Source organism: Enterobacter sp. 342 (genome assembly GCF_036663495.1).
In the GTDB taxonomy this organism is placed as follows: Bacteria; Pseudomonadota; Gammaproteobacteria; order Enterobacterales; family Enterobacteriaceae; genus Enterobacter.
The window spans coordinates 92344-105133 of sequence record NZ_JAWUEI010000011.1; the positions used below are offsets into that span (position 1 = coordinate 92344).

General features: G+C 54.3%; 13 protein-coding genes and 2 tRNA genes. 11 read left to right on the top strand and 4 right to left on the bottom strand.

Annotated features, from left to right (window positions below; genetic code table 11):
• Positions 1–18: 18 nt before the first annotated feature.
• From srlD to srlA, 4 genes are read right to left on the bottom strand one after another with little or no spacing between them, the layout of a single operon-like run.
• Positions 19–798 carry a sorbitol-6-phosphate dehydrogenase gene (gene srlD, locus V6E55_RS11385; protein ID WP_114978655.1) on the bottom strand — a complete coding sequence of 260 codons (780 nt, stop codon included), beginning with the start codon at positions 796–798 and terminating at the stop codon, positions 19–21.
• A gap of 14 nt (positions 799–812) precedes the next feature.
• Positions 813–1175, bottom strand: coding sequence for a PTS glucitol/sorbitol transporter subunit IIA (gene srlB, locus V6E55_RS11390; protein ID WP_114978656.1), 363 nt, complete (start codon positions 1173–1175; stop codon positions 813–815).
• A 12-nt stretch (positions 1176–1187) separates the two neighbouring features.
• Positions 1188–2147: a PTS glucitol/sorbitol transporter subunit IIB gene (gene srlE / locus V6E55_RS11395; protein WP_236920492.1), complete on the bottom strand. Its 960-nt coding sequence runs from the start codon at positions 2145–2147 to the stop codon at positions 1188–1190.
• The gene (srlA, locus tag V6E55_RS11400; protein WP_114978658.1) at positions 2144–2710 is read right to left on the bottom strand and encodes a PTS glucitol/sorbitol transporter subunit IIC; all 567 of its coding nucleotides are present in this window, start codon (positions 2708–2710) and stop codon (positions 2144–2146) included. The genes srlE and srlA overlap by 4 nt, the downstream gene beginning before the upstream one ends.
• Positions 2711–2978: 268 nt before the next feature.
• Between srlA and mltB the strand changes: the two genes are divergently transcribed.
• The 11 genes from mltB (at position 2979) to V6E55_RS11455 (ending at position 12788) form a co-directional block, all read left to right on the top strand.
• Positions 2979–4079 (top strand): lytic murein transglycosylase B, encoded by a 1101-nt coding sequence (gene mltB, locus V6E55_RS11405; protein ID WP_207220717.1) that lies wholly within the window; start codon positions 2979–2981, stop codon positions 4077–4079.
• 258 nt (positions 4080–4337) lie between these two features.
• Entirely contained in the window at positions 4338–4991 is a 654-nt protein-coding gene (locus V6E55_RS11410) for a metal ABC transporter ATP-binding protein (RefSeq protein WP_114978660.1), read from the top strand.
• A complete protein-coding gene (locus V6E55_RS11415; protein ID WP_114978661.1) occupies positions 4988–5848 on the top strand; it encodes a metal ABC transporter permease in 861 nt (286 codons plus the stop codon). Before V6E55_RS11410 ends, V6E55_RS11415 begins: the two co-directional genes overlap by 4 nt.
• A gap of 14 nt (positions 5849–5862) precedes the next feature.
• On the top strand, positions 5863–6741 hold the full coding sequence (locus V6E55_RS11420; protein WP_114978662.1) for a metal ABC transporter substrate-binding protein: 879 nt from the start codon (positions 5863–5865) through the stop codon (positions 6739–6741).
• Positions 6742–6872: 131 nt separating this feature from the next.
• A complete protein-coding gene (gene pncC, locus V6E55_RS11425; RefSeq protein WP_049006085.1) occupies positions 6873–7370 on the top strand; it encodes a nicotinamide-nucleotide amidase in 498 nt (165 codons plus the stop codon).
• 89 nt (positions 7371–7459) lie between these two features.
• Positions 7460–8518, top strand: a complete 1059-nt coding sequence (recA, locus tag V6E55_RS11430) for a recombinase RecA (protein ID WP_114978663.1) — start codon at positions 7460–7462, stop codon at positions 8516–8518.
• A 67-nt stretch (positions 8519–8585) separates the two neighbouring features.
• Positions 8586–9086, top strand: coding sequence for a recombination regulator RecX (gene recX / locus V6E55_RS11435; protein WP_316942839.1), 501 nt, complete (start codon positions 8586–8588; stop codon positions 9084–9086).
• Positions 9087–9217: 131 nt separating this feature from the next.
• Positions 9218–11845, top strand: a complete 2628-nt coding sequence (alaS, locus tag V6E55_RS11440; protein WP_316942840.1) for an alanine--tRNA ligase — start codon at positions 9218–9220, stop codon at positions 11843–11845.
• Positions 11846–12086: 241 nt separating this feature from the next.
• On the top strand, positions 12087–12272 hold the full coding sequence (gene csrA, locus V6E55_RS11445; RefSeq protein WP_000906486.1) for a carbon storage regulator CsrA: 186 nt from the start codon (positions 12087–12089) through the stop codon (positions 12270–12272).
• 342 nt (positions 12273–12614) lie between these two features.
• Positions 12615–12707 (top strand) — tRNA-Ser (locus tag V6E55_RS11450).
• Between the two features lie 4 nt (positions 12708–12711).
• Positions 12712–12788, top strand: a tRNA-Arg gene (locus V6E55_RS11455).
• The last annotated feature ends 2 nt before the right edge of the window (positions 12789–12790 follow it).

Genomic DNA, 12790 nt, shown 5'->3' on the forward strand with positions numbered 1-12790 from the left:
GGGTATCAGCCTGCTCGATCAGAACATCACCTGCCCACCGGTGACGTTGATTGACTGCCCGGTGCAGTACGAGGCTTTCGAACTGGCGTAAAACAGCAGCATGTTCAGCACGTCCTGATAATCGCAACCGCGTTTGAGCGGCACTTTATCAATGTAATACTGTTCCACTTCTTCAGTTTTGATGCCGAGCTTGGCTGCATACTGTGGCAGCAGGGACTGGAACATTGGCGATTTCAGCAGGTTGCCGAGCATCAACGAGTGCACGGTAATGCCATATTCGGCCAGATCCAGCGCCAGTGATTGCGTCAGCCCGACGCCACCAAATTTCGCCGCGCTGTAACCGGAGTTGTGTTTGCTGCCCACTTTGCCCGATTTCGAGTTGATCTGAATGATACGTCCCTGAATGCCGTCGCGGATCATCAGGCGGGAAAACTCGCGGGCGCAGAGGAAATAACCCACCAGATTCACCTGCAGTGAGCGATCAAAATCCCCCAGAGCGAAATCGCTGATAAACGCTGCTTTCGCAATTCCCGCGCTGTAGACCAGCAGATCGGTGCGTCCAAAGATCTCGTCCACACCACGGGCAAGCGCCATCACGCTCTGTTCGCTGGTCGCGTCGGCACCAAACCCGTATGCCATTCCTTCACCAAACTCGGCATTGATGCTGTCCGCCACGCGGGCGGCTTTTTCACTCTGAATATCCACTACCGCCACGCGGTAACCCTCTGCGGCAAGCCCATGACAGAGGAACTCACCTAACGTTTGTCCCCCGCCAATGACAACGGCAACCTGACTCATATGTCTCTCCTTAATTACTCGAAAAATTTTAATGTGCAGCCTGGGATGACAGCCTGCGGAACCGGGCCCGCCACGTGAACCGTTCCGGGGTATTCCGCCTGCGACTGGCCGTCAAAACGCAGGGTGATATGGCCCAGCTCGCGCAGGTTTTGTTCGGCCACATCACCGACGGCGGTAACGGCATAGTGCATGTCACACAGTTCCAGTTGATTTCCCACCTTGAGCTCACCCTTTAGTTCGCCGTGGCAGTGGATAAAGCAAAACTCTTCGATATCCGCCGGTGCGCCCTCGCGAAAGGTAATCAGCATCTTGTCGCTCAGGGCCTCTGCTGCGCTCTGGCCGATGCGGGTAATGGTGGTTTGGTAAATCACGGTCATCGAAGAAACCTCTTATTGATAAATGAAGCCAGAGACAAACCAGGCAATCAGCACCGTGGGGGCGCCTGTCAGGAAGCGCCCCACCAGAACCGATGGCACGCCTACGCGTACGGTGTCCTGGCGCGCTTCGGCCAGCGATAACCCAACGGGAATGAAGTCGCACGCCGCCTGAGCGTTAATGGCAAACAGGGCGGGCAGAGCCAGGTGCGGGGGAATATTGCCCAGACCTATCTGCACACCAATCAGCACGCCGATCACCTGTGCAATGACCGCGCCCGGGCCGAGAAACGGTGACAGCAGTGGGAAGGAGCAGATCAGTGCCAGCGTAACCAACCCAAGCGGATGGCTGGCAAGTGGGGCGAGACCGTGGGCAATCCAGTCACCTAAACCGGAAGCCATGATGATGCCGATCAGCGCTGAGACGAATGCCATAAATGGCAGAATGGTTTTCAGCACGGTATCAATAGTGTCGCGCCCGGACTGGAACAGCACCGCCACGGCAGACCCCATGCCCATGCCGACTTTTGCCAGCAGACCATCGCTCTGCTCGGTGATTTTTTTGCTGGTGTCGTAATCACGTGGAGTGGCTTTTTGCGGGGCCGAAGAGCCACTCACCAGAGTGATGTTGTCCTCTTTCACGCCCGACACATAGATGTCTTCAAGGATGTACTGCGCCAACGGGCCTGACTTTCCGGTGGAGTGAATATTCACTGTCGGAATGCGACGCTTCGGATAGATGCCGCAGCGCAGCGTACCGCCGCAGTCGATTACCGCCACGCCGATTTCCGCTTCCGGTGGCTCACCCTCTTTAAAGCCATCGACCGCTTCCCAGCCGGTCAGATCGCGTAGTTTGTCAACGATCGCCGGGCGTGTGCCTGCGGTGATGTAGACGATCTTTTTGCCTTCTGTGGCGTCGAACTCCAGTGGGCCGCCCCAGCCGCCCGTACCTTTCTCAATGCGGATCCGGTTCATGCTGTCGCTCCTCCGGAAAGATGGACTTTTTGCTCAAGCTGGATACCCATTTTTTTCTCGAAAATGGCGGTGGTGAGGTCCGTCACCCAGCCCCGGAAAAAGTTGGTAACCAGTCCGACCAGCAGATAGCTCACCGCAAGTGGTCCGAGCGGCAGGCCAAGAGTGGTAAGGCCGCTGGCGATCCCGAGGTAGACAAACAGCTCGCCGGGGTTGATGTGTGGGAACAGGCCATTCATTGAATGACAGCTGTAGGAGGCCGCTGCGTAGTAACTTGGTTTGTACTTTTCTGGCATAAAACGCCCGAGGCTTAAGGTCATCGGGTTGCAGAAAACGAAGGTACCGATGCAGGGCAATACCAGGTAGCGGGACAGTGGGTTGCCAGCACAACGCTGAGCAAAGCGTTCAATGCGTTGCTGGCCGATAAAGTTAATCAGCGCGTTCATGATGACCAGCAGGCTGATCAGCAGGGGCAGGATCCCGGTCACCATGCCGGTGAACACCTCTCCACCTTTCTGAAACAGCCCGATGAACCACTCGGCGCCGCTGGTGATGGTTTCTATCATTCTTCTCTCCTCAGGGCTTTGTTTGTATAACGGAGACTAATAATAATCACTTTGAAAGGTTTTAAAGTGTTAGTTAGATCTCACAATGAAAGAAAAATGTGTTATTTTGAAAGTTAATGGGTATGGACAGGCATTTTTGGTTGAAAAATGCGCGAGTTTGCGTTGGGGAGCGTAAAGATTTGGTGGGGGCTGCGTGTACCGCTTCCTTGAGGTGTTGTGGATGCTTTACCATACTGGGTTCTTATCGAACCCATTAAATGGATGTCTCATGTTCAAGCGTCGTTATGCAGCGTTGTTACCTGCGCTTATTCTGCTGTCTGCCTGTAGTAGCAAACCTAAGACCGAAGCCGTTCAGCAAACGGCAGGTGCGCCTTCCGGAGGATTCCTGCTGGAGCCGCAGCACAATATGATGCAGATGGGCGGCGACTTCGCGAATAACCCGGCGGCCGAGCAGTTCATTGATAAAATGGTGAGCAAACACGGCTTTGACAGACAACAACTGCACGAAATTTTGTCTCAGGCGAAGCGTCTGGATTACGTGTTGCGCCTGATGGACAGACAGGCACCGACGGCCCAGGTGCCGAGCGGGCCAAATGGCGCATGGTTGCGCTACCGCAAACAGTTTATTACCCCGGACAACGTGCAGAATGGCGTCGTGTTCTGGAATCAGTATGAGGATGCGCTGAACCGTGCGTGGCAGGTCTATGGCGTGCCGCCGGAAATTATCGTCGGGATTATCGGCGTGGAAACCCGCTGGGGCCGCGTGATGGGCAAAACCCGCATCCTGGATGCGCTGGCGACACTGTCCTTTAACTACCCGCGCCGTGCCGAATATTTCTCTTCCGAGCTGGAAACCTTCCTGCTGATGGCGCGTAATGAGCAAGATGATCCGCTCGATCTGAAAGGTTCGTTTGCCGGTGCGATGGGTTATGGCCAGTTTATGCCGTCCTCCTATAAACAATACGCCGTCGACTTTAACGGCGATGGTCACATCAACCTGTGGGATCCGGTGGATGCCATCGGTAGCGTGGCGAACTACTTCAAAGCGCATGGCTGGACGGCAGGCGGCCAGGTGGCGGTGCAGGCCAACGGCCAGGCACCGGGGCTGGAAAACGGTTTTAAAACCAATTACAGCATTTCGCAGCTGGCAGCCGCAGGCCTGACGCCAACGCAACCGCTGGGCAATGCGCAGCAGGCAAGTCTGCTGCGTCTGGATATCGGGACCGGTTATCAGTACTGGTACGGTCTGCCAAACTTCTACACCATCACCCGCTATAACCACAGTACCCACTATGCGATGGCCGTGTGGCAACTGGGGCTGGCGGTATCGCAGGCGCGTGTGCCTGCTGCGTCGCCGTTTAGTCAGTAACTCGTCTTATTCAGCCCTCTCCCTGTGGGAGAGGGCTGTGATAACCTCCAATTTCTCGCAGAAACATTTCGCCACACTCCCTTTTCAAACACGCCATTTACAACGCCAATACCTTTCATTATTGTTATGTTATAACATTATTGTGGGTGTCGAGATGTCAATTTCCCTTTTTTCGCTCTCTGCGCCGGTTCGCCTTTTGCTGGCGCTGGCCATTATTGTGTTTCTCAGCCTGGCGGTGTGCTGGGCGGTAGCATTGCCATGATTGTAATGAATGAACTGACCGCAGGTTATGAACGCCAGCCTGTCACGCGGCCGTTATCCGGCGTCATTGAACGCGGGAGTATGACCGCAATCGTGGGTGCCAACGGCTGCGGGAAATCGACGCTACTGAAAACGCTCGCAGGGTTTATCGCTCCCGTGGGCGGCAGTTTGCGCTGGCAGGGAAAGCGTCCGGTGATTGGCTGGCTGGCACAACGCCACGCGCTGGAGGCGCAATTTCCGTTGACCGTGCAGGATGTCGTCAGTATGGGGTGCTGGCCGGGCATTTCGCTTTTATCCGGCTTTCGTCGTGAAACACGCTTGCGGATTGCCGGTGCGATTGAGCGTGTAGGGCTGGAGTCAATGGCGCTGTCGACCATTGATGAGCTCTCCGGTGGCCAGTTTCAACGCATGCTTTTTGCCCGTGTACTGGTGCAACAGGCACCGCTGGTGATGCTTGATGAGCCTTTTACCGGCGTCGACGAAGCCACCTGCAACGTGTTGATGGATTTGATGCTGGAGATGTATATGCAGGGACAAACCTTGTTAGCGGTACTCCACGACAGTGAACGCGTCTCGCGCCACTTCCCGCAGACATTACGGCTGGATGCCGATATTCCCCAATGGAAAACCGAGCGGGTGAGGGTGGCATGATTTGGCAACTCTTTTTCCAGCCGTTTATCGAGTACGGCTTTATGCGTCGCGCACTGGTAGTTTGTCTGGCGCTGTCGGTCAGCACCACGGCGCTGGGGGTTTTTCTTCAGCTACGCAGGATGAGCCTGATGGGTGATGCCCTTTCTCACGCCATTTTGCCGGGTGTTGCCGTGGGATATTTGCTCAGCGGAATGTCGTTGCTGGCGATGAGTATCGGCGGTTTTATCGCCGGGATTGCTGTTGCACTGGTGGCCGGGCTGGTCAGTCGCCGCACGCCTCTCAAAGAAGATGCCAGTTTTGCCGGATTCTATCTGGGATCGCTGGCATTAGGTGTCACGCTGGTGTCGTTGCGTGGGTCGAATGTTGATCTGCTGCACCTGCTGTTTGGCTCTATTCTCGCCGTGGACAACGATGCCGCACTGTTTGTGGCTGGAGTTTGTATCTTCACGTTAATCGTACTGGCTATTTTTTATCGCGGGCTGGTGACAGAGGCGTTTGATACGGCGTGGTTGCAGGTGAATGCCCGTTGGTTACCCGGTTTGTTGCATGGCCTGTTTCTGGCGCTGCTGGTGCTTAACCTGGTGGCGGGCTTTCAGGTGCTTGGCACGCTGATGGCCGTCGGGTTGATGATGTTACCCGCCGTGGCCGCGCGATGCTGGGTGCGCACTCTACCTGGATTACTTCTGATGGCAGGGGTGAGCGGCATTTTCTGTGCATGGTTCGGGTTAAGCCTTTCCTGGGCTGTGAGCCTGCCTGCGGGGCCGTCTATTGTGCTCACCGCCAGCGCACTTTTCTTTATTTCTATTTTATTTGGCACGCGAAGCCAGCTCGCTGGCAGTCTGCGTGCGTTTTTTTAACGCAAGGGGAAACGATGAAACGTACAGGATTAGCAGTGGCGCTCGCGCTGGGGATGATGTCGCACGGCGTGATGGCGAAAACACTTAATGTGGTCACGAGTTTTTCGATTCTGGGGGATATTACCCAGGAGGTCGGTGGCGATCATGTGAAGGTGACAACGCTGGTCGGGCCGGACGGTGATCCGCACACCTTCGAACCCTCACCGAAAGACAGCGCAGCGCTCAGCAAGGCTGACGTGGTCGTCGTGAATGGGCTGGGGCTGGAGGGTTGGCTCGACCGTCTGGTGAAAGCCTCCGGATTCAAAGGCCAACTGGTAGTGGCTTCTTCGGGGGTGAAAACCCATACGCTTGACGAAGAGGGCAAAACCGTGACCGATCCGCATGCGTGGAATAGCGCGGCTAACGGGGCGCTGTATGCACAAAATATTCTCAACGGGCTGGTAAAAGCCGATCCAGAAGACAAAGCAGCACTGGAGGCCTCAGGGAAGCCGTATATCGCGCAACTGACTCAACTGGATAGCTGGGCCAAAACCCGCTTTAGCCAGATCCCGCAGGCGAAGCGTAACGTACTGACCAGTCATGACGCTTTCGGTTATTTCGGCCGGGCCTACGGTGTCACGTTTATGGCGCCACAGGGGCTGTCGTCAGAGAGCGAGGCCAGTGCGGCGCAGGTTGCTGAGATTATCAATCAGATTAAAGCGGACGGCGTGAAAACCTGGTTTATGGAAAACCAGCTCGACCCACGTCTGGTTAAACAGATTGCGTCAGCCACAGGCGCTCAGCCAGGGGGCGAACTCTACCCTGAAGCCCTGTCGGCAAAAGGTGGAGTGGCAGACACCTACGTTAAGGCGTTTCGCCACAATGTGAATACCCTTGCCGACAGCATGAAATAACATTATCCAGTGGCCGGTGCGCCCGCATCGGCTTTTTTCTGAAGCCCTCTCGTAAAACCTGAAGCGCATCCCCATATCTGACGAGAAAGTGCTATCTTGTGCTGCACGTTTTTCTGATGCCTGGAGCGAGAATGACTGACCATGAATTGATGCAGCTTAGCGAGATAGTTGGGCTGGCGCTTAAGCAACGTGGTGCGACAATCACCACTGCAGAATCCTGTACTGGCGGCTGGGTTGCGAAAGTGATTACCGATATCGCCGGCAGTTCCGCCTGGTTTGAACGTGGCTTTGTGACCTACAGTAACGAGGCTAAAGCGCAAATGATTGGCGTGCGTGAATCTACGCTGGAACAGCATGGCGCGGTCAGCGAACCGGTGGTGATTGAGATGGCGATTGGTGCGCTCAAAGAGGCGCGGGCGGATTATGCCATTTCAATCAGCGGCATCGCTGGCCCGGACGGCGGTAGCGACGTGAAGCCTGTCGGCACTGTCTGGTTTGGTTTTGCCACGTCCAAAGGTGAAGGGATCACCCGCCGGGAGTGTTTTAGCGGCGATCGCGAAAGCGTGCGCCGTCAGGCAACGGAATACGCGTTAAAAACGCTCTGGCAACAATTTCTACAAAACACTTGATACTGTATGACCATACAGTATAATTGCACCAACAGAACAGAAATCCACGGTGAAGCACAGTCGCTTCTCCCGGCATGACAGGAGTAATAATGGCTATCGACGAAAACAAACAGAAAGCGTTGGCGGCAGCACTGGGCCAGATCGAAAAGCAATTCGGTAAAGGCTCCATCATGCGCCTGGGTGAAGACCGTTCCATGGACGTGGAAACCATCTCCACTGGTTCGCTTTCTCTGGATATCGCGCTGGGCGCTGGCGGTCTGCCGATGGGCCGTATCGTAGAAATCTACGGACCAGAGTCCTCAGGTAAAACGACGCTGACGCTGCAGGTTATCGCTGCGGCACAGCGTGAAGGTAAAACCTGTGCGTTTATCGATGCCGAGCACGCGCTGGACCCTATTTATGCTCGTAAACTGGGCGTTGATATCGACAACCTGCTTTGTTCTCAGCCAGACACCGGTGAACAGGCGCTGGAAATTTGTGACGCGCTAGCGCGTTCAGGTGCTGTTGACGTTATCGTGGTCGACTCCGTTGCCGCACTGACGCCAAAAGCTGAAATCGAAGGCGAAATCGGTGACTCTCACATGGGCCTCGCGGCACGTATGATGAGCCAGGCAATGCGTAAGCTGGCCGGTAACCTGAAACAGTCCAACACACTGCTGATCTTCATCAACCAGATCCGTATGAAAATTGGCGTAATGTTCGGTAACCCGGAAACCACCACTGGTGGTAACGCGCTGAAATTCTATGCGTCTGTCCGTCTTGATATCCGTCGTATTGGCGCGGTAAAAGAGGGGGAGAACGTCGTCGGAAGCGAAACCCGCGTGAAGGTTGTGAAGAACAAAATTGCTGCGCCGTTTAAACAGGCTGAATTCCAGATCCTCTACGGCGAAGGGATTAACTTCTTCGGTGAGCTGGTTGACCTGGGCGTGAAAGAGAAGCTGATTGAAAAAGCGGGCGCCTGGTATAGCTACAACGGTGACAAAATTGGTCAGGGTAAAGCAAATGCGATCTCCTGGCTGAAAGAGAACCCGGCAGCGGCGAAAGAAATTGAGAAGAAAGTGCGTGAGCTTTTGCTAAACAACCAGGACTCCACACCTGATTTCGCAGTTGATAGCGCGGATGCTGAAGAAACCAACGAAGATTTTTAATTCTTCGTATAAAAATGAAGGGCTGCTGATGCGGCCCTTTTTGCATTTCTGAACCAGCAGGTTTTTTATGAGTGAACCTACTCCACGTCGACCCGCGTACGCACGCTTACTGGACCGGGCAGTACGTATCCTTGCCGTCCGTGACCACAGTGAGCAAGAGTTGCGACGAAAACTGTCGGCTCCCGTAATGAGCAAAAATGGCCCGGAAGAGATTGATGCTTCAGCAGAAGATTACGACCGCGTGATTGCCTGGTGCTATGAGCATCACTATCTTGACGACGAGCGCTTTGCTTCCCGGTTTCTCGCCAGCCGTAGCCGCAAAGGATACGGCCCCGCACGCATCCGCCAGGAGCTGAACCAGAAAGGGGTTGCCCGCGAGTCCATTGAAAAAGCGATGCGCGAATGTGACGTTGACTGGTGCGAACGGGCAAGAGAGCAGGCCATTCGTAAGTACGGTGAACCCCTGCCGCGTGATTTTTCAGAAAAAGTGAAAATCCAGCGCTTTTTGCTCTACCGCGGCTTCCTGATGGAAGATATTCAGGATATCTGGCGTAATTTTGCCGATTGAACGCATGCGGGATTTTACTTCCCACTAAAGAAAACTTATCTTATTCCCACTTTTTCCAGTAGCTGGTCTGTCCAACTGTTTACAGGTACAGGCTTGCTACGACATTTCGTTAGCTTGATTTCAGGATAATTATGAGCAAGAGCACCGCTGAGATCCGTCAGGCGTTTCTCGATTTTTTCCATAGTAAGGGACACCAGGTTGTTGCCAGCAGCTCCCTGGTACCAAATAACGACCCGACTTTACTGTTTACCAACGCCGGGATGAACCAGTTCAAGGATGTGTTCCTTGGTCTCGACAAGCGTAATTATTCCCGCGCCACAACGTCACAGCGTTGCGTGCGTGCGGGCGGTAAACACAACGACCTGGAAAACGTCGGTTACACCGCGCGTCACCACACCTTCTTCGAAATGCTGGGCAACTTCAGCTTCGGCGACTACTTCAAACACGATGCCATTCAATATGCGTGGGAACTGCTGACCGGTGAAAACTGGTTCAACCTGCCGAAAGAGCGTCTGTGGGTTACCGTCTATGAAACCGATGACGAAGCCTTCGAAATCTGGGAAAAAGAAGTCGGTATCCCGCGCGAACGTATTATTCGCATCGGCGATAACAAAGGCGCACCTTATGCGTCCGACAACTTCTGGCAGATGGGTGATACCGGTCCTTGTGGTCCGTGCACTGAGATCTTCTACGATCATGGCGACCACATCTGGGGTGGCCCTCCAGGTAGCCCGGAAGAAGATGGCGATCGCTACATTGAGATCTGGAACATCGTCTTCATGCAGTTCAACCGTCAGGCTGACGGTACCATGGAGCCGCTGCCGAAGCCTTCCGTTGATACCGGTATGGGTCTGGAGCGTATTGCTGCGGTTCTGCAGCACGTTAACTCCAACTACGAGATTGACCTGTTCAGTACCCTGATCAAAGCCGTTGCGGAAGTGACCGGCGCGACCGACCTGAACAACAAATCCCTGCGCGTTATCGCGGACCATATTCGTTCCTGTGCGTTCCTGATTGCCGACGGCGTTATCCCGTCGAATGAAAACCGTGGCTACGTGCTGCGTCGTATCATTCGTCGTGCTATCCGTCACGGCAACATGCTGGGCGCGAAGGACACCTTCTTCTATAAACTCGTTGGGCCACTGATTGGCGTGATGGGTGCTGCCGGTGATGAGCTGAAACGCCAGCAGGCGCAGGTAGAACAGGTTCTGAAAACCGAAGAAGAGCAATTTGCGCGTACACTGGAGCGCGGTCTGGCGCTGCTGGATGAAGAGCTGGCAAAACTTAAGGGCGATACGCTGGATGGCGAAACCGCTTTCCGCCTGTACGACACCTATGGCTTCCCGGTTGACCTGACGGCGGACGTTTGCCGCGAGCGCAACATCAAAGTTGACGAAGCGGGCTTCGAAGCCGCGATGGAAGAGCAGCGTCGTCGTGCGCGTGAGTCCAGCGGTTTCGGTGCAGACTACAACGCGATGATCCGCGTAGATAGCGCGTCTGAATTCAAAGGTTATGACGCACTGGAACTGACGGGCAAAGTGACTGCCCTGTTTGTTGACGGTAAAGCCGTAGACAGCATCAGCGCCGGTCAGGATGCGGTTGTGATTCTGGACAAAACGCCGTTCTACGCGGAATCCGGTGGTCAGGTTGGCGATAAAGGCGAACTGAAAGGCAATGGCTTCAGCTTCAGCGTAAGCGACACCCAGAAATACGGTCAGGCGATTGGTCATCAGGGCAAACTGGTTTCCGGTTCTCTGAAAGTGGGTGATGGCGTGCAGGCTAACGTTGATGAAGCTCGCCGCGCGCGCATTCGTCTGAACCACTCTGCAACCCACCTGATGCACGCTGCCCTGCGCGACGTACTCGGTACCCACGTTGCACAGAAAGGTTCTCTGGTTAACGACAAAGTGCTGCGTTTCGACTTCTCGCATTTTGAAGCAATGAAACCGTCTGAAATCCGCGCGGTGGAAGATCTGGTGAACGCGCAAATCCGTCGTAACCTGCCAATCGAAACCCATATCATGGATCTCGATGCGGCGAAGAAAAAAGGTGCGATGGCGCTGTTTGGTGAGAAATATGACGAGCGTGTTCGCGTACTGAGCATGGGTGACTTCTCAACTGAACTGTGCGGTGGTACTCACGCATCGCGCACTGGTGACATCGGCCTGTTCCGCATTGTTTCCGAGTCGGGTACGGCGGCAGGCGTGCGTCGTATCGAAGCGGTGACCGGTGAAGGTGCGATTGCCAGCCTGCATGCGCAGAGCGATCAACTGCATGACATCGCGCAGTTGCTGAAAGGCGATAGCCAGAACCTGGGCGAGAAAGTGCGCGTTGCGCTGGATCGCACGCGTCAGCTGGAAAAAGAGCTGCAGCAACTGAAAGAACACGCGGCAGCGCAGGAGAGTGCAAACCTCTCCAGCAAGGCTGTAGATATTAAGGGCGTCAAACTGCTGGTCAGCGATCTGGCGGGCGTTGAGCCTAAGATGCTGCGTACTATGGTCGACGATCTCAAGAACCAGCTTGGTTCTACCGTTATCGTGCTGGCGACAGTGGCAGAAGGTAAGGTTTCTCTGATTGCGGGGGTCTCTAAGGATGTGACTGACCGCGTAAAAGCAGGGGAACTGATTGGTATGGTTGCCCAGCAGGTGGGCGGCAAGGGTGGTGGTCGTCCAGACATGGCGCAAGCCGGTGGTACGGATGCGGCGGCACTTCCGCAAGCTTTGGCCAGCGTTGAAAGCTGGGTAAGCGCGAAACTGTAATAATTACAAAGCACAAGCAGACGCCATAGCGGTAACGTTATGGCGTCTTGTTCACTGTGCTATCGATAACGATAAAGTCAGGTTGAGTTTGTGTATATCGGCTAAACTTACGTTTAACAGAATGTGATGCCGTGACTGCTTACACTTTACGTGTTTGTCATCGCTTACTTTTTGGCGTTATATGATGGATAATGCCGGGATACAAGAGACCCGACTCTTTTAATCTTTCAAGGAGCAAAGAATGCTGATTCTGACTCGTCGAGTTGGTGAGACCCTCATGATTGGGGATGAGGTCACCGTGACAGTTTTAGGGGTAAAGGGTAACCAGGTACGTATTGGTGTTAACGCTCCTAAAGAAGTATCTGTCCACCGTGAAGAGATCTACCAGCGTATCCAGGCTGAAAAATCCCAGCAGTCCAGTTACTGATATTGTCGCGTCTCGCTGTCGGGCGAGACGCAACCCTCCTGTCATTTTTCCTGCCCAAAGTTACCGTTTAATTTCAATCGCTCTCTTTTTAACCACTCTGTTACCCTTAACTCGTCCTGACACCGCCATTTCTGCATAGGTTTTCTGTGAAGATGCCTGCAAAATCCGCTTATAAAACACCCTCTTTGCGGCTTTTACATGCGAATTGCGTGTGATTTGTGCAAACGATAAAAGCTTTTGGAAAATTGTTTGACTTATAAGTCCCAGAAAGTAATATATGCGCCACGCAGCGACGAGAAGCTCTTAACGAGTTACTCAAAGCACTCGAAAGAGGCGTTGTGTGGTGAGGTGGCCGAGAGGCTGAAGGCGCTCCCCTGCTAAGGGAGTATGCGGTCAAAAGCTGCATCCGGGGTTCGAATCCCCGCCTCACCGCCATTTTGCATCCGTAGCTCAGCTGGATAGAGTACTCGGCTACGAACCGAGCGGTCGGAGGTTCGAATCCTCCCGGATGCACCATC

Excerpts from the sequence above, each read along its gene's own strand:
- V6E55_RS11420 (WP_114978662.1), top strand. The coding sequence starts at position 5,863 with ATGAAACGTACAGGATTAGCAGTGGCGCTCGCGCTGGGGATGATGTCG.
- srlB (WP_114978656.1), bottom strand. The coding sequence starts at position 1,175 with ATGACCGTGATTTACCAAACCACCATTACCCGCATCGGCCAGAGCGCA.
- V6E55_RS11410 (WP_114978660.1), top strand. The coding sequence starts at position 4,338 with ATGATTGTAATGAATGAACTGACCGCAGGTTATGAACGCCAGCCTGTC.
- recA (WP_114978663.1), top strand. The coding sequence starts at position 7,460 with ATGGCTATCGACGAAAACAAACAGAAAGCGTTGGCGGCAGCACTGGGC.
- srlE (WP_236920492.1), bottom strand. The coding sequence starts at position 2,147 with ATGAACCGGATCCGCATTGAGAAAGGTACGGGCGGCTGGGGCGGCCCA.
- csrA (WP_000906486.1), top strand. The coding sequence starts at position 12,087 with ATGCTGATTCTGACTCGTCGAGTTGGTGAGACCCTCATGATTGGGGAT.
- V6E55_RS11415 (WP_114978661.1), top strand. The coding sequence starts at position 4,988 with ATGATTTGGCAACTCTTTTTCCAGCCGTTTATCGAGTACGGCTTTATG.
- recX (WP_316942839.1), top strand. The coding sequence starts at position 8,586 with ATGAGTGAACCTACTCCACGTCGACCCGCGTACGCACGCTTACTGGAC.
- pncC (WP_049006085.1), top strand. The coding sequence starts at position 6,873 with ATGACTGACCATGAATTGATGCAGCTTAGCGAGATAGTTGGGCTGGCG.
- srlD (WP_114978655.1), bottom strand. The coding sequence starts at position 798 with ATGAGTCAGGTTGCCGTTGTCATTGGCGGGGGACAAACGTTAGGTGAG.
- mltB (WP_207220717.1), top strand. The coding sequence starts at position 2,979 with ATGTTCAAGCGTCGTTATGCAGCGTTGTTACCTGCGCTTATTCTGCTG.
- srlA (WP_114978658.1), bottom strand. The coding sequence starts at position 2,710 with ATGATAGAAACCATCACCAGCGGCGCCGAGTGGTTCATCGGGCTGTTT.
- alaS (WP_316942840.1), top strand. The coding sequence starts at position 9,218 with ATGAGCAAGAGCACCGCTGAGATCCGTCAGGCGTTTCTCGATTTTTTC.